Source organism: Sulfurimonas sp. HSL-3221, assembly GCF_021044585.1.
Lineage (GTDB): Bacteria > Campylobacterota > Campylobacteria > Campylobacterales > Sulfurimonadaceae > Thiomicrolovo > Thiomicrolovo sulfuroxydans.
Window position 1 is genome coordinate 2,391,099 of sequence record NZ_CP087998.1, and the last position, 22,046, is coordinate 2,413,144.

Genomic DNA, 22,046 nt, shown 5'->3' on the forward strand with positions numbered 1-22,046 from the left:
CCTAGGCATGCTCGCCTCCGATAAGTGCTGCGAGCTTCTGCGTATCCGCATTCAGTTCCGCCGCGACACGGCTCACCTCGAAGGGGGCGATGCTTTTGTGCTGCTGCAGCGCTATGCCCAGTTCCGACGCCTTTTCGGCGATCTGCTTCAAAACCGTGTCGGGCTCCTCGCACAGCGCTTCGTAGGCGATCTGGATCGTGTCGTTCCCGGAGTCGCGTTCAATGATCCTGTGTATCTGCATGATCTGGTCCACAACGCGTGCATGCGGACCGGCATACTCCCGCTCCCGACAGATCGCCGGAACAGTTGATACCATTCCCTGCCCGGAGAGCTTCAGCAGGGAGTAGCTGTTGGAGAGGAGGTCTCTTTTCAGGTGAATGAACAGCACCCTGTCAAAGGTCTGACGTAGCAGTTCCATACTGAAAGCGTGCCCGAGGTAGCCGGTGATATAGGGTCTGCCGGAGACGCGCTCCAGCCGCCCTTTCAGCCGTGAAAGGGCTTCAGGGTCCAGGGAAGCCGCATCCTCCATAAGCCCCTGCCCCATCCAGTGGCTCCAGAACTTCAGCCCCTCCGCTTCGCCGCAGATACCGTCGACAAACCCCATCTTTGAACGGTACGCCGTTTCATAGCCGGCACACACGCTCTGCTGCAGCAGCAACCCCACTGCCGGTGTCGCGTACAGGAGGTTGGTCAGATTGGCAAGATGGCTGTTTTCAAAGGCGGCGGTCAATACCTGGTAGGTCAGGGTCGAACCGCTTCTCGGGGGCGCGACGATACAGACGAGCGGCATCGGCTTCCGCTTCAAAAACGGCAGCACTGCGTCATCCAGAAAACCGAAATGGCGGTACTGGTTCTGAAAAACCCGCCCCAGGCGGACCGCCAGCGAATCTCTACCTTTCAAAACTTCTCCTGATCTCCTCATGCTTCAGGAGCACCCCGATTTTTCCGGCCAAAGGGTGCTTCAGACCGGCAAAGAGTTTCCGGAAAGGGTAGAGCAGCGTCACCGCCAGGTGCACTTTCGGGCTGTAGATGATATTAAGCCTGCAGTAGGCCCTACGGAAGTGGAACTTCTGAATGAAGTACTCCTGAATGTTGGTCTCGTGCGAGATACTCCGCGCCCCGTCGTCGATATAGCGCAGCCCCCGTTCGTTCAGATAGTGGCTGTTCATCGTGAAAAAGAGCGCGTCGCTCGGGTAAAGGCGCAGGTACTCCGGGTCGAACTTCGTTGTCTTGTAGAGGCAGGCTCCCTCCTGGATCTTGTTCATGCTGTAGGCGATCATCCGCCCTTCATCGTTCCAGACCCCCCAGAACTCCCACTGCGGATCCACTTTGAGACCGAGAATACTCTGGGCGAAGAGCACCTCGGACTGCGGCTCAATAAAGGTCTCGTACTTTGCAAAGGCCTTGCTGTAGGCAGCATACCCCTGCGACGCCACTGTTTCCGCATCGGTCTGCCTGATCGTGCAGCGCTTCAGCCCCCGCCGCACATTGTGCCGCGTATTGCCGCTCAAAGCCTCAAGCCTGCTTTCGCCGTCTTTGATCACGTGCCAGAAGGCGGTCTCGTGCGCGCAGTCAAAGTCGCTGACCCAGCGGATGAAATAGGCGCCGGTACGCCGGAGCAGATCCCGGGCTTCGGTGTCGGAGAGTTCGACACGGGTATGGGGGGCCGTATCCGGGATCAGCGTCCCCTGGTAGTCGACCCATGGGATCCCGTTAAGCATGATCATGCCCGCCCCTCTTCCGCATCATCTCGGGTGCACTCGGGATCGGTGGTCTTACGCATAAAGTTCCTTTGCTCTTTTCAGTATATTACCCCACTCAAAAACGTTTCGCCGCAGCAGCAGTTTTTTGGCAATATCCGCACTGTGTTCCACACAGAAATCTGCCGCCGACCGGATCTGCGGCAGACGCTTGGCATCAAACACCAGCATCTCCAGCCCTGCGTCCCGAAGAATGGCCGCATTATCGCCCTGATCGCTGCTGATAAAGATGCGATTGTAATATAAAAAAGTATAGGCGACCCCCGACTGGGTCGCCGATCTGTACGGGAGAATAAAAACAGCATTGCGCCGCATGAGCTGCTGCAGCTCTGTCAGCGTAAGGAAACGATCCTCAACCTTGGCACCGCACCCTATCAGTTTCTCCTTCAAAGGTGCCAGTTTACTGTCCCATTTGCCGTAGACTTCAAAGCCAAAATCGTCAAACTGACCCGATTCGCACATGGTAACAAGGGTATCGACCCCCTTATACGCCTTGACGTTTCCCCAGAAAATGATGCTTCGCTCCAACGGCGCCGGTTCAGGCACCGGGTCATCCGGCAGGAGCGGCAGCAGCCCGTGGTTGAGGCAGTGCGCTTTCGCGGCATCCACCCCGTAGTGCTTCAAAAAGCGCTGCATCGTCGACGGGCTGACGAAAAGCGCACGCCTTGCCGTATTATAGATCAACTTGTAGGGGAAGTACGTTGCCGATGGGCATGCGTGGGGGACATCATTATGAAAGGTGAAAACCAGTTTACGCCTCAGTAGGGCAAACAGAGGGAGCTCCACAGCGGGCAGTACGCTCCAAAAAAAGTGGATGTAGTCGTAGCGGTGCGCCGACAGCAGCAGGGACACGAGCATGCGAAGGTAGTTGTACCCCCCCTGCAGTCTCCCTGTCCGGCTGCCGGAAACGGAAAAAATCTTCAGGGTGATGTTGTCGCGTTCGGCAAGCAGATCCAGATAGAGATCGTTGTACGCCGTGCGGGAGCAGTAGAACGTGACCCGGTACCCTTGTGCCAGCAGGGCATCGATGTAGTAGTAGTCGTATGGCAACGAGAATGAGCCCGTATCGATGATGGCGATCTTCATCGTCGCTCCGCCATGTAGGCAAAAAACGCTTGCCACTCCCGCTGCGCAGCTTCCGTCAATGCCGACCGGACATCCTCAGTCGCTGCCGCAGCATGTTCGACGTCCCGCTCGACCGCCATAATGCGCTCCGCAAATGCTGTGGCGTTACCCGCCGCACCGAGTGCCGCACCGTACGCTTCCAGCCCCTCGGCCCCTTTGTCGGTCGTCATAATGGGCAGTCCCTTCCCGATCGCTTCGATCAGTTTCATTTTGATCCCGCTCCCGCTGACGATGGGAACCATAACGCCCTGCATCTTAGCATAGAACGCGTCCAGATCGGCGATATACCCGTGGCATGAAACCGTATTGCCGTTGACCGTGACGGGCGCAAAACGCTCATTATGCTTGCCGACAAAATGAAAATGCCGCGTGTTTGCATCTAGCTTCGGGAGCACTTCGGTGACAAAAAACCTGTAACCGTCGAGATTGGGCGGCCAGTCGAAGGAGCCGACGCAGATATAGTTCCGACCCGCATCTGTTGCTGCCACGGGGAGGACCGCATCCGTTTCGGGGAAGGGAGGGATCGCAAAGATGGGGCGGCGCGTGTAACGGCGCAGCTGCTTTTTGAGCGTCTCGGAGATGGCGATGACGGCCTCCGCCCGCCGGATCGCCAGGAACTCCCCGGCAGCAAAGATGGCAAAGTTCATCATGGCGTGGAAATTTCTGCGGTTTTTCAGGAAATGCCACCGCAGCGCCGTCTCGAAATTATGCGAGGAGTAGATGCAGCGCACCGGCAGAAAGAGCATCAAAAAGATCAATTTCGGTTCTTCGATGACACAGAGATCGGCATCGGAAAGCTGTTTTCTGAGCCGGAAAAAACGGGCTATCCGTCTGCGTATCCCCTTCACTTTTCCATACGAAAGCAGCTGAGCATCGTAAACGGTGTCGAGCATCCGAAGGTTTTGCATGATCCGTACCTTGCCGCCGCTGCTTTCCGCCGCGGCGAACTCCGAACAGAGCAGATAGGCCTTCGGTTTCGCCCCGCTTTGGTTTCCGATCGCTTTCATTGCCGTACCCCCGCCGTCATTTGATCCTCCCCATCCGGAAGTAGCGGTAGACATTTCTGAAATTCAGGTGCAGCAGGTTGTCATAGAGGTGCTTGCGGAAATAGCGCTTGTACCCGCTCCTGGCCCTTGCCGACTGCCCGATCGATCCGCTTTCATGTTTATGATAGAGCGTCAGCACTTTTTTGACAACTCTCACCCCGTACCCCTTCATAATAATGCGGGTCCACATGTCCCAGTCCTGGCAGCTTGGCAGTGCTTCATCAAAAAGGCCGGCTTCCAGGATCACCTCTTTTCTGACCATGACGGAGGGGGAAGGGATGAAACACTCCTGCAGGATCGCCCGCTTCGGCACCCCCTCAATGGTGCTCCGGTAACGGTAGACCACCCGGCCGGACGCATCAACGGCATCCGTCCAGGTGTAGACAAGCCCTACATGCCCATCACTGCCGGCAAATACCGCCATCTGCTGCTCCAGTTTTTCCGGCAGCCATTCGTCATCGTCATCCACCAGGGCGATCAGATCATATTTCGCAGCCGCAATCCCCCTGTTTCTGGAATATGGCGCCCCCCTGTTGTTTTCGTTTCGCAAAAATGTGAACTCGGGAAAGAGCCCCCTGTATTTCTCGATCACCGATGTGTATTCATCGATATTCGGTGAATGGTCATCGACGACGACAATCTCAAAGGCACCGGTACTCTGCTGCGCAATACTCTCCAGCAGCCGCTGCAGATAGTCCGGCCGCTTGTAGGTCGGAATAACGATGCTTGCTTTCATGGGCACACCTCGATTCTCACGCTGCTTTTTATCCCTTTGGCACTGTATTTGCGCAGTCTACCGGACGCGGAGTATTCATACCCCTCAAACGCCAGCCTCCCAGTGTCCAGCCCCCCCGGCCCGGCATCGTCGAGGCACAGATAGAGATGCCTGAAGCTGAAGAGAGAGAACACTTTCGTGACAACCGTCACACCGTCATCGTCAAACATAAAATCCCGTTTCATGATCCCCAGCGGAGAGAGCAGCCATAAGGTATCGTTTTTGAACAGGGACACGGATCGCCATCTCAGGGACTTTCGCAGAAGAGAGCAAAACGGCAGCGGAATCCCCTCGGGGCCGTAGAGACTCTCCTGGAACTGTTCTCCGCCGTAGCACGGCGTGATATTGCGTCCATAACGCACGATATAGGGCATGGGCTGATCATTCGTCCAGTAGCCGCCAGTTTTTGAAAGCACTGCTTCATACGCCGGCTTGACGACCTTGATGAAATCCCCGTCCCTGTACTCCGAAGTGGTTCTGCATTCGGGGGCGAAGAGCTCCGTCCCCTGCAAAACGGCGTGGGCTTTGGCAAGAAAGAAGCCCAGAAACGGCAGGTAGTCAAAATAGTTGTTATAGGGATACCAGCCGGAGAATGCGGGGTCGTGCATATCGACGACTACCGGAATCGACGTTTCTTGGCCATTGAGCACCAACGGGAAACTGCCGTCTGGGCGCTGGTACTGCTCCAAGTAACCGAGCACTCTTTCCATATCGCCCAGCAGGGTGTCGTCCCCAGTGAAACTGTACGCCAGCGCCAGGATATAGATCAGGGCCCCGTACCCGAAGGACTGGTTCTGTCCGCGCCCGATATAGAGCGTTTCCCCGCTGTGCAGGATGAAGTGGCGGATGAACGCCACTCCTTTTTGAAAGCTGTCCAGAAACAGTCTCTCCCCCGTTTCCCGGGAGATCTCCCCTATCATGGCCATCGAAAAGCAGTGGTACTGGAACGACTTTACACCAGGGTCGTCAAGGATAAGCCCCGAGGGAAGTTGATAGGCTTCGATCTTCTCTGTTGCCTCTTTCAGCGCCGTCGCACTGTCGATGCCGGCAACCAGCCGTGTATTGCTGCGGAGCAGCGTCCAGTTCGTGCAGGGCGTATTTTTAAACCGAAGGGGTTCTAAAAGAGAGCCGATTTCCGCGCTTTCGGACTGTTTCCAGAAATCCAGCAGCGCGTAATCATTGAACTCCCAATGGAATTCCGGGTCGGTTTTATCAAGCTTCTCGTAAGCGGAAACCAGTTTTTTCTCCGTCACCTCATCAAGCACAGAGGTTCTTTGCAGAAGTGCCAGGGCAAATGCCTCCCCGTAGAAAGAGCGGCATTCGAAGCCCTCCCGCTCACGCAGCCACGCCACGATGAAGGCGGCTATCCCTTCGGAGATGCTCCCCAGACGATCAATCACGTTTATCACTTATGACGTTGGCCGGGACACCGCCGATTGTCGTATGTTCCGGGAATGATTTCGTCACAACCGCCCCGGCGGCGACGATACAGTTTTTGCCGAGCTGAACGCCTCCGAGTACCTGACTGTTTCGGCCCATCCAGACGCCTCTGCCGATAGAGATCTCACCGGCTTTTTTATAACGCTGATGCATGATCGGCACTTCGGCATCCTCTGTCCCGTGGTTCCCGCTGTTGATGTGGCAGAAGGGTGCAACGAGGACGAAATCACCTATAACAACTCTGGAAAAAGACTGGATATGGGTAAAGGCATTGATCCGGACCCCGTTGCCGAGGAACAGTCCCTCCCCTTCATGGTGCGACTGCAGATATACATACTCGTCGAACTGGCAGTTATTACCAATGGATATCCTTTGGGGGTTGGATATCCTGACAGAAGACGGGATGCACAGCCTCAGAGCGTGTTTTCCCCAGCGGACATTTTCCCCATACTGCATGAAGCTCTTTTGATAATAGCGCCGTTTGTAACCGTAAAACGCCATCCGGTCGACTACCAGCGAAATCAGGCCTGCAACGCCCCCCCGCATGATGAACTTTTCAAAATAGGTCACTTTGCCCCCCATAAAAGCTTCTTGATAAAATGATTTTCCATGGTTTCAAGATAAACACCCAGCAATAATAACCACACAGAGGCTACCAGAAGATTGGCGACTGCGACCCCCTGTGTCTGAAAATAGGCGGCACTGATGAAGTAGGCCGTCATAGTCACCAGTGCCATCGGCAGCGAGACCTGAATCACCATCTTCTGTATTGATCCGTGAATCGCGATATATGAGACCAGAGGGGACGCAAATGTTTTCACGAGAACCAATCCTCCTACAATACACATCATATAAAAAAAGATTTGATTGTTCTCATACGTACCGGTAACGATATAGAGATAATATTCCCCCAGACCGTAAAAGCCCGCCAGTGTTATAGCACCGATCAACAGCGAGAGACGGAGGAAAGCATTCGATAGCTTTAGCGCATGGGCTTTGTCCCGTGCGTGCGACAGGGCAACACTGTTCTGATACCCGATGATCATCGGCAGTATATTGGCGATATTGGCACTGTTCAGCGCGATATTGTAATCTCCCACCATTGCCAAACTGACGAAGAGCGAAAGGAAAAACGTATCGGATTTGTAGATAAAGCTAGTGACGATCCCGTTGAGGTGCGTCCAAAAGGAGTAGGTAAAAAAGATGTGGCCTATAAACGAAAAATCGGGTTTTTCCACCTCAGGTCTGAATCCGAGTTTGTTGACCGCCAGATAGAACCAGGTCCCGACAAACAGCATGCTGATGATGAGATCCTTCAGTGCCACAAACCATAAATAGGGATACGCAAAGAGTCCGAGAAGAATAAGCAGGCCGAAAACGGAGCGCAGTACACTGATCTTTGTCACGAGTTTCTGATTGAACTTTGAAGCAAAATAGATGGCAAAGGGTGCCGTCAGACTGTCCGCGACGGTAATGAGTGTAATGGACCAGATCGCATACACGAAGCCACTGTTGTCATATATCGATGTCAAGAATGCACTCAAACACAGTGCGACCATAATGATGAAAGCCGATTTCAGAAGATTGAAACCGAAGAAATCCTGCATCACTTTTTGCAGATCCGAATCGAATTTTTTGTGATCGCGCAGAATGATACTTTCCAAAGAGATATTGACGATATTGACAAACGTGAAATATCCCGCAACGATCCCCATGATACCGTAATCATCCCGCGGCAGCATCCGAATAAGAATTATCGAGGAGATAAACTGAATCCCTATCACGACGAACTTTTCTACGCCGGATGAAAGGAGATTTGAAATGATCTGCTTTTTCATTCGATCTCCATTCTGACATGCCACATCAGCCGGCCCGCTTTGGGTACCCTGACCATTGCAAATGCGGCCAGATTCAAAAAGCGCCTGACAAACCTGTTTTTGAACGGTTGCCTTTCGCCGCGGTACCAAAGGGCTTTTTTGAACTGCTTTCGCGCCAGTAACGGTCTGGAAATCCACTGGGGAAGTGGTCTGGTGCCTGCCCAGGCCGTACAGATTTTTATGACCTCTTTATCCCACTTTTCCGGAACCATCCGCACATGAACAACCCATTCGTCCCTGTTGTCTCGGACATAGATGACCGGCGTCATCTTCTCGGGGACCACTTTGTCCAAAACCGAAATGGTGACAGCAAAAGAGCTCCCTTTCAGGAGGACCCGATCGACGGGGTACTGGTAGTATATATTCGTGTCATTATGGAAATACCGCTTACCGCCGATCTCGGCATATTCGATAAACGCCTTTTTAAACCGGAAACGCATAACGAAATCCATAAAGACAGAATCCTCCTGCGTTACAGCCTCTACCCTTCTATCAATGCAGTTCCCGTCGATCCTGTCATCCACGGAGAGGGCCCACAGCCCCTCTTTCATCCGGACCAGCAACTCGGCCCGGTAGTGCGTATCATCGTATGTATAGGTTTCGGACAGTGTTTTCCCCCGCCAGCCAACCCCCTCTTCGAGCGAAAAGAAAGCACTGCTGTCCGCCGTTTCGAATCCCCATGGTTTGATGATGTTCTTGCCGTGGTAGTACAATTCGGAAATAACGTTTTTCCCGATTTTCCAGCTAAGCATTTGCCACCTTTTCGATGGTCTCGAGCCACAGCCGGGCAAAGAGGGCATAGGAGTGATGCGCCTCGACATACTCCCGCGCTTTCTCTGCATACTCGGCATAGTGTGCCTCGATATGCCGGATCTTCTTACTATAGTCATCAGGATCATCGCCTTCGACAACGAATTCAGGGAGCACTTTTTTCAGCTCCACCCCTAAGCCGACACTGCCCATCACCACTGGAAGACCGCAAGCCATCGCTTCCAGCGGCACCAGGCCGATCCCTTCAAAACGACTGGGGAATACCAGCAGCCTATAGCCGTTGTAGAGGGACGGCATTTGCGCATTTGCCCACCCCTTTACCCATCCCAGCAGCTCTGACGGCCGCTGATTTGTCACGCAGTCAATCGAGAGCCCCCGCGCTGCCAACGCTTCTAGCACATCAAACCCCTTGGCGTAATAGTGATAGGAACCTACAAAGAGATAGGGCTTTCTGCCACCCTGTGCCAATGGTCTGAACCGATCCGTATCGACACAGTTGGGTATGACCTGCTGTACTCTGACACCGTCAGACACCAAAATTTGTCTAACAAATTCCGAGACCGTGACAACATACTTCCCTTTGGCGCTTTGGCGCTGGACCCATGCCGCTTTCGTCAGCATAATGTACTGCTTGGTGGTCACGATCTGACGAAGGTAGTCCCTGTAGCCGCGGTAGCACCCGTGAAAGAGATTGATCACATGCGGATGGTCTATTCCCCAACCGAATTCGCCGTTGGCGACCACAAGATCATACTGCTGCGCGATCGGCCCGAACCGTTTGGCCGTAATATACGGCAGACCGATGAGCCGGAGCATCACCCTTTCCCACCCCTTCGCGGCATACCCGTCCGTCGTTATCAGTTCAACGCTGTGGCCTGCTTCCTCGAAAATATCGCTCAGAATACGGTTGACGCTTTCGACACCGCCCGCATAGTCACGATAGGGGGTAATAATGGCTATTTTCATCCGAATACTTTTTGCCAGAGGTGTCGGGATCGTCTCCCCAGTGGGCGTAAAAACAGTATGTAAAACTGTGCCCACGCAAAAAGCAACTTCGCACTGTTTTTGGAGTGACTCAGTGCGAGACGCGGGCGCAACAATTCATAGTACTTGTCATACATGTACGACGTATAGTAGACCTTCCAGTAAAACTGGCGGAACCGGTTCGCGCGCTGACCCCCGGAGGGGACATCACTGCCGTGCAGATGGAAACAGTGTGTATCGTTCGTCACGATGATCTGCGTCCCATGCACAAAAGCATTGATCTGAAAATCCGTCTCTTCCCGGAACCCGTTGCCACGGGCATAAAACGGGTCGTAGCCATAAGATTCAAGCAGTGCTTTTGTCGTCAGAAAGAGTGCATGGGTAAAAGGGACGGCGAAGTCCCCTTCGAGCCGTGCATGGTGATTGAACATAAAGGTGTGCTGATCTAGGTATGGTTTCATTGCAGTCCCGATACCGAAGCGCCGGCCCGCCTCCTGTGCGGTTTCCCCCGGAAGCATGTAGATAATCCGTCCGGATACAATGCCGGCTCCGGGATGCTCATCGAACTTCTGCATCAGTTTTTCGGTGTAGTCGGCTGCCAGAAAAGCATCATCCTCCCCGAAAAGCACATAGTTGTTTGACGCGTTTTCGTAGCCTGTGATGCGTCCTGCCGACGCCCCCCGTCGCGTTTCGTGGCGCAGGTATTTCGTTGTGACATGCTGGTAGGCCTGCGCAAGGGATTTGACGACGTCACCGGTATCATCCTCGCTGCAGTCATCTACAAAAATGATCTCATTCACACCCTGCTGCCCGTAATAGCTCCAGGCCACCTTCTGAAGTGTATAGGCACGGTTCCTGGTGGGGATAACAACAGTAATCATACGCACGCCACCTCTGTGCAGACTGTTTTTTGCGCTGCTGACGCTGCAAAAGAGCACGTCTGTCCGTTCATGCTTCCTCTGCGCGGCGGCAGGCAGTGGCAGGTCTCCGTCATCCCAGCCTCTCCAGTTCGGACATCAGCTCTTCATACTCCCTGCGTTTAATCTCGACAAACAGCTTTGTCAGCCTGAGCTTTTCCGCAATACCCTTTCGTGTCAACAGATACTTGTAGCCCCGTTTATTGTCACTGCACGCGAATCGTTCGGCTTTGATATACCCTTTTTCGATGAGCGCTTTGACAATATAGTTGACTTTGCCGACACTGTAGCCGAGTTCGTCCGCCAGCGACTTCTGATCTTCGACCGACTCGATCTTGCGAAGCACGCCAAGATCCGCTTCCTGCTTTGTTTCCAAAAGAGATCCATTCAAATATTGAATTCAATTTATGAATCATAGCACAATTGAATAAATGCAGTAAAATGCTGCCATGATTTTTTCGAACACCCTGCTCCCGTTACTGGAGGACATCTAATGTGTGCCGTCTTCGGGATTCTCGGCGACTATGCTCCCGCAACGGCCCGCAGGGCTCTCGCTGCTCTGGCACACCGCGGACCGGACTACTGCGGGATCGTCGAGGAAGAAAGGTTCTTCTTTGCCCAGCACCGCCTGAGCATCCGCGACCTGCATGAACGCTCCCACCAGCCGCTGCGGGAGGGGAACGTTCTGCTCAGTTTCAACGGGGAGATCTACAACTACCGTGAAATCGCAGAGACGCTGCAGCTCCGGGCGGCCACGGAAGCCGAAACCGTTCTGGCGGCCTACCTGCACTGGGGGATCGACTGCGTGCACCGCTTCCGCGGCATGTTCGCCCTGGCGATCTACGACGACGGGACCCTCTACCTGCTCCGCGACCGCCTGGGGAAAAAGCCGCTCTTTTTTGCCAAACAGAAAGAGCGATTCGTGTTTGCCTCGGAGATCAAGGGGATCCTCCCGTTCCTGCCCAGCGTCAGAATGAACGACGATGCGATGATGGGTTTTCTCTCCTTCCAGGCGCCTACAGCGCCGCACACCTTCTTCGAAGGCATCGAAAAAATCGCCCCCGGCGAGCTCATAACGGTTGCTAACGGCAGCGTTAGCCGGCGTTCGTATTACTGTTTGCTCGAACATGCCGACCCGGTGGAAGACAGCAGTGCCCGGCAGCGCATCGAGGCACATATGGAAGAGAGCATCGCGATGCGCCTCGATGCCGACGTCCCCGTCGCCGCCCTGCTCAGCGGCGGGATCGACAGTGCCGCCGTCAACGCCTTTGCCAAGAAACTCGGCCGTCCCCTGCAGACCTTCAGCCTGGGCTACGCGGAGCGCTGGAACTACGACGAGAGCGGGAGTGCCGCCGAAACGGCACGCATCCTGGGGCTCAAGAACACGAAGATCACCATCGGCCAGAACGACTTCATCGATGCCATCGACCCGGTGATGGACGCCCTCGACGAGCCCCTGAACGACCCGGCCGCCATCCCGCTCTACCTCCTATTTGGCGCCATCAAAAAAGAGGGCTACCGCGTCGTACTCAGCGGCGAAGGGGGTGATGAACTCTTTCTGGGCTACCGGCAGTATTTCGACTACCTCGATATCGAGCAGCTGGCCTCTCTGCAGCGCAAGGCGTGGCTAAAGAAGTTTTTCCACGGCCACTTTTCCATCAACCGCGAGTGGGAGTGGTACAAGCGCGCCTTTGACGAGACCCTGCTCTTCCGGGGGGCCGGTGAAAAATTCACGGACCTTCAGAAAAACGCCCTGATGCGCCGGAACGTCCGCGACGAGGAGGGGCTGCGTTTTGTACAGCCCGAACGTGACCGTTTCGATGCCAGCCGCTGGACACACCCCGCCCACTGGTACAGCTACCTTGACCTTCGGCAGCTCCAGGCCGAGTACTACCTTGCCAAGCTCGACCGCGTCTCCATGGCCCACGGCATCGAATCCCGTACCCCGATGCTCGACCACCGCCTGGCGGAGACAGTCTTCGGCACGTCGGCGGAACTCAAGATCGGAAACGGGCGGCCAAAGGCGCTGCTCAAACAGATCATGCGCCCGTACCTTGGCGATACAATACTGGAACGAAAAAAGAAAGGGTTCGCCTCGCCCTATATGGAGTACCTGCACGCCTCAGGGAAGATCGACCTCATCACCGAGGTCAACGACCAGACGGGAGTGTTCAAAAAAGAGGTGCTGGAGCGCTACATCGATGCCGCAGTGCACCGCGGCCGCTTCAAACAGCAGGTCTGGAGCCTCTTCGTGCTCTCACACTGGATGAAAAGACACCTGCTCTGACTCAAAAAGCATACTGATACATCAGCGAGGCCTCGGTTACCTCGGTCGTAAAGGTGGCAGGCAGCGTCATGTAGTGCGGACCGTAATCATAGTAATAGTGCATATCGGCATCGCCTTCGCTTCGCCGGTATGAGATCCCGGCTTTGACCATGGAAGCGGCATGCCGGAACAACACGGCATCGGCGCCCAGAAGAACCCCTTTCATCCACCCTTCGCTGAGGGTATAAAACCCTCTTTGCAGATGGTCGTCCCTGTTGTATTGGCGCGCCAGCGATATCCCGCCTCGGAAACGCCACGGCAGTGTGAAGAGGGTTGCATCGAATACGCCGTACAGATTTACCCCTCCTGAATGCTGGGTAAAACGCACGGTCGTACCGCTCAGGACCGTCTGTGTACCGTCCGTATAGTCGATCTGCCGGGTATGTGACCAGCTAAGCCGCCACTGTTCATAGAAAACGTCTATCCCCACCGCGAAGTTCGATGACACGGGGTGAAGGAAATCTGCGTGGAAAGCATAACACCCGTCCAGCGTCGTATCCGACTGCGAAAAAACAGTCCGGTTCCCGTCTTTCCAGTCCGTGTCGTCACCGGTACGTTTTTGAGAAGCGAAAGCAGATGCAAATGAGAAGCGGAGCACGCCGGCTGGCAACTCGAGGGCATATCCCAGTTCCCCGACCGCTGCCGTTGCCGGGAAGCGCAGTCGTGCTTCGAGCCCCAGCGCAGAATCTTTTACCCGGTAAGAGAGTGTGGCATTAACAGCCTTGATCCCGGCAAAGAGTCCGTCACCCGACAGCGGCGCCACCGCCAGGATCATGCCGGCGACTGCACGATGCAACGTCGCCGTCAAAGTGTGACGTTAATGTCCGTACCGTTCTGATCCGTTACCGTGATCGTATCGGTCGCGGTAACATTCACGTTGATATACCCGCCGGCACCGATGAGGCGCATACTGCCGCTCAGCAGGTAGGAATCTTCAAAATAAAATGGATCGTTACAGTTAAGATCGTAGCTCGGATCGATATCGAGGCTTGCGGTCAGATTATTGACATAGATACGGCCGGACTTGTAACAGTAGGTTTCAATCCACGGATAGCTGTAATAATCCTGCGTGAACACCGCCGTCAGGTCATCGTAACGTCCCATTTCGCCCTCAGTACCCCACTCAACGCTGCTCGTCATCGTACCGGCATAATAATCATTGTTATAGTCATATACGCTGTAATCCGTCCGCATTTTACTGCCGGCACTTACAAAGAAGGTATACATATTGTCCGTAATGGTGAAATCGGCAGGGAAAGAGATTTCCATGTAGGTCAATGTCTCGCCGTAATTTGTCCCCCCCATTGCCACGCGCATCTTGCCGTCCATGACATAATTCACATCAAAGGCACAGTTACTGAATGTCACCGTCGCGTCCAAATGCGTCGCGGTATAACTCTCCGTGAATGACATCGTCCCACCGTAGTCACATGTATAGGACTCCTTATAGGTCGCATTCAGCGTTTGCGTGTGATACTCCAGCACCTTGAAAACCGGGCCGTTTTTGTCAAGCATAAAATAAGCAGGGTCAAATCCGGTCGGCTCTACTGCAGAAGCAGAGAAAGGAATAACAATATTACCGATCGAGCCGGAAAAGATCGCGGCGACCGCTTCCGCACCGTTCACTGCCGTTGCATTCGCCTCCGCTACGTTCAGCGTCGGCAGGCTTGTCGTACCGCCGCCCCCGCCGCCGCCACAACCGCTAAGGAACAGTGTTCCTGCCGCAACAACAATCAATCCGCTTTTTCGCAATACATTGAACATACCTGCTCCTTTTATAGTGTCACTTCCGGACAATATAACACCACTTCTCTTCAACAATACTTATTCATTATCGTTATAGACAAGCGCGGCGGACTACATATCGTTTCGCGCTTCCTCCATCAGGACCCGGGCGATATCCGTCATGCTGATCACCCCTGTCAAGCGCCCTTCCCATGTCACGGAGAGATGCTTGATCTTCTGGTTGATCATCAACTGCGCCGCATACCGGATATCGAGGTCCGGCACGATCTGTACCATCGGCTTGCTGGCGACGTCGTAGACGTTGAGCAGGTCCATATCCCCGTCGTTACTGTAAATCGCCTCGAGGATGTTGGAGTAGGTGACGATTCCGTAGGCGTCGTTTTCGCTGGTGCGCTCGACGATGACCGAGCGTACGCTCCGCGTGTCCATCAGGTTGATCAGTTCGCGCACCGACGCATAAGGGGAGATCATCGCAATCTCGTCCGCCGGCGTCATGATATCCCTCACTGTAATCAGTTTCATACCTCTTTCTCCTCTTTGAGTCTGTTGGCAAAGGCTTCAATCTGGTTGCTGGCGATCCCCGCGAGATGTTCGATGGGCAGCGACATGACGATCCCTTTGTTCTCCGTTTCAAGATGCAGTTCATTCTTGAGCGCCTTCATCACTTTGACGGAGGTCCGTTTCTCAAGAACGAAGAGCAGCACACTCTCGGCACGCTCATACGTCAGGCCGAAAAACGTCTTCTTTTCATTCAGGCCCGTACCCTTCCCGGTGAGACTCGTCACCCCGCCGGCACCGTTGGCCTTGGCGATATCGATCGCCTCCTCTTCCAGCGACTGTTCCACGATCGCTACCAATAATGCAAACCTCATTCAAACTCCTCCTTGTGTTGAGTTTTTGTGCGCCCGGCGCTGAGTTCCGTAATCACCCCGTAGGCCATGACGGTGATCATCGGGAAGAGCGACGCAAAGGCGATCAGCCCGAAGCCGTCAATGAGCGGGCTCCGCCCCTCGATGTTCGTCGCCAGGCCCAGGCCCAGCGCCGCGACCAGCGGCACGGTGACCGTTGATGTCGTCACCCCGCCGCTATCATAGGCGATCGGGATGATGTAGCGCGGCGCGAAATAGGTCAGGATGATGACGACGATGTAGCCCGCGATAATGTAATAGTGTATCGGGTCCCCCGCCACGATACGGTACGCCCCCAGAGCAATACCCACGGCCACCCCTGTGGCGACGGCGATCCGCAACACCATCTGCCGGATCTTCCCCGCGGAGATCTCCTCGACCTTGATCGCGATCGCCAGCAGCGCCGGTTCGGCCATGGTCGTCGAAAAGCCGATCAGAAAGGCGAACAGGTAGATCAGCAGCCGGTTATCCTGCTCCGTGAGCTGCAGCGCCATCGTCTCCCCAATGGGAAAGAGCCCCATCTCCAGCCCCACGATAAAAGCATACAGTCCGAGGATAACAAGCACGATACCGAAAACGATGCGGCGCAGGTAGGGCACCTGTTTTTTGATGATGGCGTACTGGAAAAAAAAGATCACGGCGAGGATCGGCATGACATCCTTGATGACATCGAAGAGCTCCAACAGCAGTGCCAGCGCCTGCTGACCTATCGTGCGGCTGTGTTCCACGTGCTCTGACACGCTCTGCGCCACGGCGGCGATCGCCTCGCCGTTGCCGGAGGCGTAGACGACGATCCCGTAGACCTGAACGAAGATCATCGGTGTCAGCGAGGCGAACGCGATCAGCCCGAAACCGTCGATGACCGGGTTCCGTCCGCGGATACTGCTTGCAAGCCCGACGCCGAGCGCCGCGACGAGCGGTACCGTCACCGTCGAGGTCGTCACCCCGCCGCTGTCGTAGGCAAGACCGACGATCTCCGGCGGGACAAAAAAGGTCAGCATCACGACAATGATATAGCCGGTGATGATATAGAAATGGATGGGATGGCCCGTCAGGATGCGGAAGGTGCCCAGGGCGATGGCGAAGCCGACCGAAAAGGCGACGGTCAGCCGCAGTACCAGGGCGTCGATCTTGCCGTTACTGATAACGGCGGCCTTATCCGCGATGGCAATCAACGCCGGTTCGGCAATGGTCGTCGAAAAACCGATCAGAAAGGCGAAGAGCAGCAGCCAGAATGCCGAACCCTTCCGTGCAAACTCCTGCGCGAGGTTCTCGCCGACGGGGAAGATACCGACTTCGAGCCCCTGAATAAAAAGCGCAAGCCCCACGGCGACGATGAAAAGCCCCGTCGCGACGGAGAGAAGATTGTCGGGCATTTGCTGCAGGATAAAGATCTGGAAAAAGGCGATGACGGCGATGATGGGGGCAAGGTCGCCGAAGGAGCCTCTGAGCATGATCCAAAAGAGTCTGAGTTGTTCCATTGGGATATTTTACGCATTTTTGTGATTGATGTCATGGCACGCTTCATGCAAAGGGGGGCAAATCGGAAAAGCGTTACAATTTCGGAAAAAAGGAGTCTGTATGAGTTCGAAAGTGACCATCTGGCACAACCCCCGCTGCGGCAAATCCCGCGATGCGCTGAAACTGTTGGAGGGCGAAGGGATCACCCCGGACATCGTCCGATACCTTGATGACACCCCCAGCGAAGAGGAACTCCGCAGCGTCTTGAAAATGCTCGGCATCGGCGCCCGCGACCTGATGCGCACGAAAGAGGCCGTCTACAAGGAGCTTGGCCTCAAAGAGGTCACCGACGAAGCTGCCCTGATCAAGGCCATGACAGAGCATCCGAAGCTCATAGAACGCCCCGTCGTCATCACGGATGGCAAAGCCGTCATCGGCCGTCCGCCGGAAAAAGTCATTGATTTGGTTAAAGGGTAAGGAAAATCGGCCGCCGGGCGGCCGCCGGGCGTCGTCTTAGAGGTTGTTATCTTTTTTATATTTGATGATCTCGGCGTACGCCTCGTCTTTGAGCAGCAGCTTCTCTTTTTTCAGCTTTTCGATCTCAACGTCGTCCATCGGGATCTGGCCGCTCTCACCCTTTTCAATCAGGTCGTCCAGCTCGTTGTGACGCTCGAAAATTTTCAGAAAATGCGCGTTAGCGCTTCCGTCTTCCTTCATCTTGGTGATGATTTCACGGTATTCGTGCAGCATATGTTGTCCTCGTCTTTTTTAGGACGCTGCTTCCACGTCCCATAAACACCACTATAGCGTATTACTGTAAAATCCGGGGTAAAGTAATCCCCTCCTGGCCCTGGTATTTTCCGCCCTTGTCGCCGTAACTCGTTTCGCACATTTCGTCCCCCTGGAGGAAAAGAACCTGGGCGATCCCCTCGTTGGCATAGATCTTCGCCGGCAGCGGCGTGGTGTTGGAAATCTCGATCGTAATATGGCCTTCGAATTCCGGTTCGAACGGCGTCACGTTGACAATGATCCCGCAGCGCGCGTAGGTGGACTTTCCGAGACAGATCGCCAGCACGTCGCGGGGGATTTTGAAATACTCCACGGTCCGCGCTAGCGCAAAAGAGTTCGGCGGAACGATACAGATATCGCCTTTGAAATCCACGACGTTGGCATCGTCAAAATGTTTCGGGTCGACCACGGTGGAGTTGAGGTTCGTAAAGATCTTGAACTCGTCGCTGACGCGGATGTCATACCCGTAGGAGCTCAGACCGTAACTGACAACGCCCTTGCCTACCTGATCCTCGCAAAAAGGCGTAATCATGGCGTGTTCAAGCGCCTGTTCCCTGATCCAGCTGTCCGCCTTCAGTCCCATAAAAATCCTTCCCTGCCGCGGGGCGTTTCCCGGGCGGCTTAAATTAAGTTGTGCTATTATATCGCATTAAAATTTAGGCGGCCCCGATGCGGAAAACCAAGGGTTTTCACCCATTTCCGGGGCCCCCAGGAGCGTTTTGACATGGATATGAGACAGATCAAGGCATTGATGCAGGAATTTGACGAGAGCGGGCTTTCCAAACTGAAGATCACCAAAGAGGGATTCGAGATGGAACTGGAAAAAGTTATCGGAGCCGTCGCGGCACCGGTCGCCGCCCCTGCACCGGTCGCAGTACCGGCAGCTGCCCCCGCAGCCGCACCGGTCGCTGCTGCGGCGCCGGCCCCTTCTGTCAGCGGTGACGAGATCCTCTCCCCGATGGTCGGTACCTACTATGCAGCACCGTCGCCGGATTCCGCCCCGTTCGTCAAAGTCGGCGACACCGTGAAAAAAGGCCAGGTCATCGCCATCCTCGAAGCGATGAAGATCATGAACGAGCTCGAGGCAGAATTCGACTGTAAGGTCCTTGACGTCCTCGTCTCCGACGGCCAGGCGGTCGAATACGATATGCCGCTCTTCGTGGTAGAGAAGCTCTAATGGCAGAGATCAAGCGTATCCTGGTCGCGAACCGCGGCGAGATCGCCCTGCGTGCCATCCGTACCATCAAAGAAATGGGCAAGGAAGCCGTCGCCGTCTACTCCAAAGGGGACAAAGGTGCCGCCTACCTTGAACTGGCCGACGCCGCCATCTGTATCGGTGAAGCGCCGAGCAGCGCCAGCTATCTGCATATCCCCGCCATCATCTCCGCCGCGGAAGTGAGCGGTTGCGATGCCATCTTCCCCGGCTACGGCTTTCTGAGCGAGAACCAGCACTTCGTCGAGATCTGTGCGCACCACGGCATCAAGTTCATCGGGCCGACGCCGGAAGTCATGGTGCTGATGTCGGACAAGTCCAAAGCCAAAGACGTCATGATCGCCGCGGGCGTCCCGGTCGTCCCGGGCAGCGACGGCGCCATCACCGATATCGACGATGCGAAAAAGCGCGCCCGCGAAGTCGGCTACCCGGTCATCCTCAAAGCCGCCCAGGGCGGCGGCGGACGCGGGATGCGCGTCGTCGAGGATGAGAGCTACCTTGAAAACGCTTTCCTGGCGGCGGAGTCCGAAGCGGTCACTGCGTTCGGCGACGGCACGATCTACATGGAGAAGTTCATCCTGAACCCGCGCCACATCGAGGTGCAGATCATGGCGGACAGCCACGGCAACGTCATCCATGTCGGCGAACGCGACTGCTCCATGCAGCGCCGCCACCAGAAGCTGATCGAGGAGTCCCCGGCCGTCGCCCTGACGCCGGAAGTCCGCGAACGCCTCCATGCCGCTGCCGTCCGCGCCACGGAGTACATCAACTACGAAGGCGCCGGTACATTCGAGTTCCTGCTCGATGCGAACCTGGATTTCTACTTCATGGAGATGAACACCCGTCTGCAAGTCGAGCACACTGTCTCCGAAGAGGTGAGCGGCCTTGACCTCATCGAACTGATGATCCGCGTCGCCGAGGGGGAAACACTCCCCAAACAAGAGGAGATCAAGCTCAAAGGCCATGCGATCGAGTGCCGCATCACGGCAGAAGACCCGGTCAAGTTCCTCCCGAGCCCGGGCAAGATCCAGGAGTGGATCGCCCCGGGCGGTATCGGCGTGCGTATCGACACCCATGCCCACGCGGGCTACATCGTCCCGCCGACCTACGACTCCATGATCGGGAAGCTGATCGTTTACGGCCGTGACCGCGAACATGCGATCAAACGCATGCACCGGGCGCTCAGTGAATTCACCATCAACGGTATCCGCACGACGATCCCTTTCCATATCAAAATGATGGAGAACGACGACTTCATCTCCAACAACTTCGATACGAAGTACCTCGAGAACTACAAGGGGTGACATTGTCACCCCGATACTCCCCTTAAACACCTCACATTTTGCTTTTTTTGGCTCTCTATATATAGAAGCATAGTATCGCCGGCCGTTTACACACCCGACAACCCTCTCGCCTTTCCAACAAATTGCGTAAAAATCGAAAATAATGTGATAGTAATTTCAGGTTCGCAAGGAGAGATTTTCGGAAAACGAATGTAATATAACAGTTTTATCACAACTTTTATGCCGAAAAATAGGAATAAAGCCATAAAAATTAAGCTTATATTTTTTAAAAACATTTTAAAACGAAATAGAATTTTTTTCTGATTAATATTAAAAGTTCTTATATTGTACTATAATCATACTTATATTTCGCATCAGGAAATTTACATGAAAACGAAACCGAGTACATCCCTTCTTAGTTTCTCTGCACTGCTTCTGCTTGCAGGGTCCACCAGTGTTTTGGCCGCTTCTAAAACCAATTCATTTATCGTCTCGGCGAACGTACCCGCTGTGTGCAACTTTAATAGTGTCAACGATCTCAGCTTCGGTGATTACGATCCCAACACAGGAACAGGGCTGAGCGCCGAATCAACTTTCAATATCCGCTGTACAAAAAATACAGACTACACGCTTGCACTGGATGCGGGTGGCAACTCCGACAGAACCATGAGCGGCTCGGCAACCAACACCGACACGTTGGCGTATGAGCTTTATCAGGACGCTGCACACTCACAGGTATGGGATGCGACGAACACTGTCACCGGCACCGCCACCGGGTTCGCATCAGACATCACTCAAACAGTTTATGGCAATATTCCTTCTAGTCAGGATGTCCTGCCGGACAGCTACACCGACACGGTGACCATTACCGTCAGTTACTAAATCATCAAGGAGTGGGCGAGAGTGAGTAGAGCGTTGCTTGCAGCATTGCTGATCGGCTATACCAGCCTGTGGGCAGGCTTCCAGGTCTACCCCATACGGGTTTATCTTGATCCGGAGACGCCGGTGGCAACGGTCAAAGTCACGAACCAATCCGAGGAGAAGCGCTCTTTCGAAGTGGAAACGATGCGCTGGACCCAGGATGCCAACGGCAGCGACCGCTACGACAAAGACGCCTCGCTTCTGGCGGTGCCCCTTCTCTTTACACTGGAGGGGAAGGCATCCCAAACGGTACGCATTACCGATCTCTCGCCCAGCGGGAAAAAAGCGCAATCGGCCTACCGCCTCTTTATCAGCGAACTCCCCGCGAAGCACGCCGAAGAAACGGGGGGGCTGCATATGCTTTTTCGCGTTGCCATCCCCGTCTTTATCACGACCGCCGCTTCGACGGAAACGCTCCTCACCCTTGACACCATCGAGAAATCACCGACAACGTTCAACTGCTGGCTTCGCAACGACTCATCGCATTTTGTCCGAATCAGCAAGCTCTATCTTGTGACAGCAAAAGGGGAGCACGGCGTGCAGGTTGAACCGGCAAAATATCTGCTCCCCGGCAGCAAGGCCTCCTTCAACTTTACGCTCGATCCGGGGTTCACCCCATCAGCGCTGCACATTTTCCTAGAAGACGGGCAGCGGATTGAACTGGCTATCTAGACCGCTTCCACTCCTATTTTTTCACGCGCTTC

General features: G+C 54.8%; 25 protein-coding genes. 6 read left to right on the forward strand and 19 right to left on the reverse strand.

The window, feature by feature from the left end; genetic code table 11:
• Window position 1: 1 nt before the first annotated feature.
• The 12 genes from LOH54_RS12230 to LOH54_RS12285 all read right to left on the reverse strand — a co-directional run bounded on the left by LOH54_RS12230 (window position 2) and on the right by LOH54_RS12285 (window position 11,071).
• Window positions 2-901: a sulfotransferase gene (locus LOH54_RS12230; protein ID WP_231019378.1), complete on the reverse strand. Its 900-nt coding sequence runs from the start codon at window positions 899-901 to the stop codon at window positions 2-4.
• Window positions 891-1,727: a GNAT family N-acetyltransferase gene (locus LOH54_RS12235; RefSeq protein WP_231019379.1), complete on the reverse strand. Its 837-nt coding sequence runs from the start codon at window positions 1,725-1,727 to the stop codon at window positions 891-893. Before LOH54_RS12235 ends, LOH54_RS12230 begins: the two co-directional genes overlap by 11 nt.
• A gap of 48 nt (window positions 1,728-1,775) precedes the next feature.
• On the reverse strand, window positions 1,776-2,846 hold the full coding sequence (locus LOH54_RS12240) for a glycosyltransferase (RefSeq protein ID WP_231019380.1): 1,071 nt from the start codon (window positions 2,844-2,846) through the stop codon (window positions 1,776-1,778).
• Window positions 2,843-3,892: a glycosyltransferase gene (locus LOH54_RS12245; protein ID WP_231019381.1), complete on the reverse strand. Its 1,050-nt coding sequence runs from the start codon at window positions 3,890-3,892 to the stop codon at window positions 2,843-2,845. The genes LOH54_RS12240 and LOH54_RS12245 overlap by 4 nt, the downstream gene beginning before the upstream one ends.
• A gap of 16 nt (window positions 3,893-3,908) precedes the next feature.
• Window positions 3,909-4,667, reverse strand: a complete 759-nt coding sequence (locus LOH54_RS12250; RefSeq protein WP_231019382.1) for a glycosyltransferase family 2 protein — start codon at window positions 4,665-4,667, stop codon at window positions 3,909-3,911.
• Window positions 4,664-6,106, reverse strand: a complete 1,443-nt coding sequence (locus tag LOH54_RS12255; protein WP_231019384.1) for a hypothetical protein — start codon at window positions 6,104-6,106, stop codon at window positions 4,664-4,666. The genes LOH54_RS12250 and LOH54_RS12255 overlap by 4 nt, the downstream gene beginning before the upstream one ends.
• Window positions 6,099-6,716, reverse strand: coding sequence for an acyltransferase (locus LOH54_RS12260; protein WP_231019385.1), 618 nt, complete (start codon window positions 6,714-6,716; stop codon window positions 6,099-6,101). The genes LOH54_RS12255 and LOH54_RS12260 overlap by 8 nt, the downstream gene beginning before the upstream one ends.
• Window positions 6,713-7,984, reverse strand: coding sequence for a lipopolysaccharide biosynthesis protein (locus LOH54_RS12265; RefSeq protein WP_231019386.1), 1,272 nt, complete (start codon window positions 7,982-7,984; stop codon window positions 6,713-6,715). Before LOH54_RS12265 ends, LOH54_RS12260 begins: the two co-directional genes overlap by 4 nt.
• Window positions 7,981-8,775 (reverse strand): hypothetical protein, encoded by a 795-nt coding sequence (locus LOH54_RS12270; protein ID WP_231019387.1) that lies wholly within the window; start codon window positions 8,773-8,775, stop codon window positions 7,981-7,983. The genes LOH54_RS12265 and LOH54_RS12270 overlap by 4 nt, the downstream gene beginning before the upstream one ends.
• Window positions 8,768-9,760: a glycosyltransferase family 4 protein gene (locus LOH54_RS12275; RefSeq protein ID WP_231019389.1), complete on the reverse strand. Its 993-nt coding sequence runs from the start codon at window positions 9,758-9,760 to the stop codon at window positions 8,768-8,770. The genes LOH54_RS12270 and LOH54_RS12275 overlap by 8 nt, the downstream gene beginning before the upstream one ends.
• The gene (locus tag LOH54_RS12280; RefSeq protein WP_231019390.1) at window positions 9,757-10,659 is read right to left on the reverse strand and encodes a glycosyltransferase family 2 protein; all 903 of its coding nucleotides are present in this window, start codon (window positions 10,657-10,659) and stop codon (window positions 9,757-9,759) included. The genes LOH54_RS12275 and LOH54_RS12280 overlap by 4 nt, the downstream gene beginning before the upstream one ends.
• Window positions 10,660-10,768: 109 nt before the next feature.
• Entirely contained in the window at window positions 10,769-11,071 is a 303-nt protein-coding gene (locus LOH54_RS12285) for a MarR family EPS-associated transcriptional regulator (protein WP_231019392.1), read from the reverse strand.
• Window positions 11,072-11,188: 117 nt separating this feature from the next.
• Between LOH54_RS12285 and asnB the strand changes: the two genes are divergently transcribed.
• Complete coding sequence (asnB, locus tag LOH54_RS12290) at window positions 11,189-12,982, forward strand: asparagine synthase (glutamine-hydrolyzing) (RefSeq protein ID WP_231019393.1); 1,794 nt, start codon at window positions 11,189-11,191, stop codon at window positions 12,980-12,982.
• A gap of 1 nt (window position 12,983) precedes the next feature.
• Here asnB and LOH54_RS12295 read toward each other — a convergent pair whose 3' ends face one another.
• The 5 genes from LOH54_RS12295 to LOH54_RS12315 form a co-directional block, all read right to left on the reverse strand.
• Entirely contained in the window at window positions 12,984-13,829 is an 846-nt protein-coding gene (locus LOH54_RS12295) for a hypothetical protein (RefSeq protein ID WP_231019394.1), read from the reverse strand.
• Complete coding sequence (locus tag LOH54_RS12300) at window positions 13,826-14,785, reverse strand: hypothetical protein (protein ID WP_231019395.1); 960 nt, start codon at window positions 14,783-14,785, stop codon at window positions 13,826-13,828. The genes LOH54_RS12295 and LOH54_RS12300 overlap by 4 nt, the downstream gene beginning before the upstream one ends.
• 93 nt (window positions 14,786-14,878) lie before the next feature.
• Complete coding sequence (locus LOH54_RS12305) at window positions 14,879-15,289, reverse strand: CBS domain-containing protein (RefSeq protein WP_231019396.1); 411 nt, start codon at window positions 15,287-15,289, stop codon at window positions 14,879-14,881.
• Window positions 15,286-15,639 carry a transcriptional regulator gene (locus LOH54_RS12310; protein ID WP_231019397.1) on the reverse strand — a complete coding sequence of 118 codons (354 nt, stop codon included), beginning with the start codon at window positions 15,637-15,639 and terminating at the stop codon, window positions 15,286-15,288. The genes LOH54_RS12305 and LOH54_RS12310 overlap by 4 nt, the downstream gene beginning before the upstream one ends.
• Window positions 15,636-17,129: a DUF1538 domain-containing protein gene (locus LOH54_RS12315; protein ID WP_438273283.1), complete on the reverse strand. Its 1,494-nt coding sequence runs from the start codon at window positions 17,127-17,129 to the stop codon at window positions 15,636-15,638. Before LOH54_RS12315 ends, LOH54_RS12310 begins: the two co-directional genes overlap by 4 nt.
• A gap of 127 nt (window positions 17,130-17,256) precedes the next feature.
• Here LOH54_RS12315 and arsC point away from each other — a divergent pair, with 127 nt between their 5' ends.
• Window positions 17,257-17,613 (forward strand): arsenate reductase (glutaredoxin), encoded by a 357-nt coding sequence (arsC, locus tag LOH54_RS12320; protein ID WP_231019399.1) that lies wholly within the window; start codon window positions 17,257-17,259, stop codon window positions 17,611-17,613.
• Window positions 17,614-17,649: 36 nt separating this feature from the next.
• Here arsC and LOH54_RS12325 read toward each other — a convergent pair whose 3' ends face one another.
• Both LOH54_RS12325 and dcd read right to left on the reverse strand, forming a co-directional pair.
• Window positions 17,650-17,886, reverse strand: coding sequence for an HP1242/YdcH family protein (locus tag LOH54_RS12325; protein WP_231019401.1), 237 nt, complete (start codon window positions 17,884-17,886; stop codon window positions 17,650-17,652).
• Between the two features lie 61 nt (window positions 17,887-17,947).
• The gene (dcd, locus tag LOH54_RS12330) at window positions 17,948-18,508 is read right to left on the reverse strand and encodes a dCTP deaminase (protein WP_231019402.1); all 561 of its coding nucleotides are present in this window, start codon (window positions 18,506-18,508) and stop codon (window positions 17,948-17,950) included.
• Between the two features lie 141 nt (window positions 18,509-18,649).
• On the opposite strand from dcd, the gene accB reads away from it, so the two are divergent.
• The 4 genes from accB to LOH54_RS12350 all read left to right on the forward strand — a co-directional run bounded on the left by accB (window position 18,650) and on the right by LOH54_RS12350 (window position 22,014).
• Entirely contained in the window at window positions 18,650-19,102 is a 453-nt protein-coding gene (gene accB, locus LOH54_RS12335) for an acetyl-CoA carboxylase biotin carboxyl carrier protein (RefSeq protein ID WP_231019403.1), read from the forward strand.
• Window positions 19,102-20,442, forward strand: a complete 1,341-nt coding sequence (locus LOH54_RS12340; protein ID WP_231019404.1) for an acetyl-CoA carboxylase biotin carboxylase subunit — start codon at window positions 19,102-19,104, stop codon at window positions 20,440-20,442. Before accB ends, LOH54_RS12340 begins: the two co-directional genes overlap by 1 nt.
• 366 nt (window positions 20,443-20,808) lie before the next feature.
• Window positions 20,809-21,303 (forward strand): Csu type fimbrial protein, encoded by a 495-nt coding sequence (locus LOH54_RS12345; RefSeq protein ID WP_231019405.1) that lies wholly within the window; start codon window positions 20,809-20,811, stop codon window positions 21,301-21,303.
• A 21-nt stretch (window positions 21,304-21,324) separates the two neighbouring features.
• Window positions 21,325-22,014, forward strand: coding sequence for a fimbrial biogenesis chaperone (locus LOH54_RS12350; RefSeq protein ID WP_231019406.1), 690 nt, complete (start codon window positions 21,325-21,327; stop codon window positions 22,012-22,014).
• Window positions 22,015-22,046 lie beyond the last annotated feature (32 nt).

Excerpts from the sequence above, each read along its gene's own strand:
- LOH54_RS12235 (WP_231019379.1), bottom strand. The coding sequence starts at position 1,727 with ATGATCATGCTTAACGGGATCCCATGGGTCGACTACCAGGGGACGCTG.
- LOH54_RS12240 (WP_231019380.1), bottom strand. The coding sequence starts at position 2,846 with ATGAAGATCGCCATCATCGATACGGGCTCATTCTCGTTGCCATACGAC.
- LOH54_RS12245 (WP_231019381.1), bottom strand. The coding sequence starts at position 3,892 with ATGAAAGCGATCGGAAACCAAAGCGGGGCGAAACCGAAGGCCTATCTG.
- LOH54_RS12250 (WP_231019382.1), bottom strand. The coding sequence starts at position 4,667 with ATGAAAGCAAGCATCGTTATTCCGACCTACAAGCGGCCGGACTATCTG.
- LOH54_RS12265 (WP_231019386.1), bottom strand. The coding sequence starts at position 7,984 with ATGAAAAAGCAGATCATTTCAAATCTCCTTTCATCCGGCGTAGAAAAG.
- LOH54_RS12270 (WP_231019387.1), bottom strand. The coding sequence starts at position 8,775 with ATGCTTAGCTGGAAAATCGGGAAAAACGTTATTTCCGAATTGTACTAC.
- LOH54_RS12275 (WP_231019389.1), bottom strand. The coding sequence starts at position 9,760 with ATGAAAATAGCCATTATTACCCCCTATCGTGACTATGCGGGCGGTGTC.
- LOH54_RS12280 (WP_231019390.1), bottom strand. The coding sequence starts at position 10,659 with ATGATTACTGTTGTTATCCCCACCAGGAACCGTGCCTATACACTTCAG.
- asnB (WP_231019393.1), top strand. The coding sequence starts at position 11,189 with ATGTGTGCCGTCTTCGGGATTCTCGGCGACTATGCTCCCGCAACGGCC.
- LOH54_RS12300 (WP_231019395.1), bottom strand. The coding sequence starts at position 14,785 with ATGTTCAATGTATTGCGAAAAAGCGGATTGATTGTTGTTGCGGCAGGA.
- LOH54_RS12305 (WP_231019396.1), bottom strand. The coding sequence starts at position 15,289 with ATGAAACTGATTACAGTGAGGGATATCATGACGCCGGCGGACGAGATT.
- LOH54_RS12310 (WP_231019397.1), bottom strand. The coding sequence starts at position 15,639 with ATGAGGTTTGCATTATTGGTAGCGATCGTGGAACAGTCGCTGGAAGAG.
- LOH54_RS12315 (WP_438273283.1), bottom strand. The coding sequence starts at position 17,129 with ATGCTCAGAGGCTCCTTCGGCGACCTTGCCCCCATCATCGCCGTCATC.
- arsC (WP_231019399.1), top strand. The coding sequence starts at position 17,257 with ATGAGTTCGAAAGTGACCATCTGGCACAACCCCCGCTGCGGCAAATCC.
- LOH54_RS12325 (WP_231019401.1), bottom strand. The coding sequence starts at position 17,886 with ATGCTGCACGAATACCGTGAAATCATCACCAAGATGAAGGAAGACGGA.
- dcd (WP_231019402.1), bottom strand. The coding sequence starts at position 18,508 with ATGGGACTGAAGGCGGACAGCTGGATCAGGGAACAGGCGCTTGAACAC.
- accB (WP_231019403.1), top strand. The coding sequence starts at position 18,650 with ATGGATATGAGACAGATCAAGGCATTGATGCAGGAATTTGACGAGAGC.
- LOH54_RS12340 (WP_231019404.1), top strand. The coding sequence starts at position 19,102 with ATGGCAGAGATCAAGCGTATCCTGGTCGCGAACCGCGGCGAGATCGCC.
- LOH54_RS12345 (WP_231019405.1), top strand. The coding sequence starts at position 20,809 with ATGAAAACGAAACCGAGTACATCCCTTCTTAGTTTCTCTGCACTGCTT.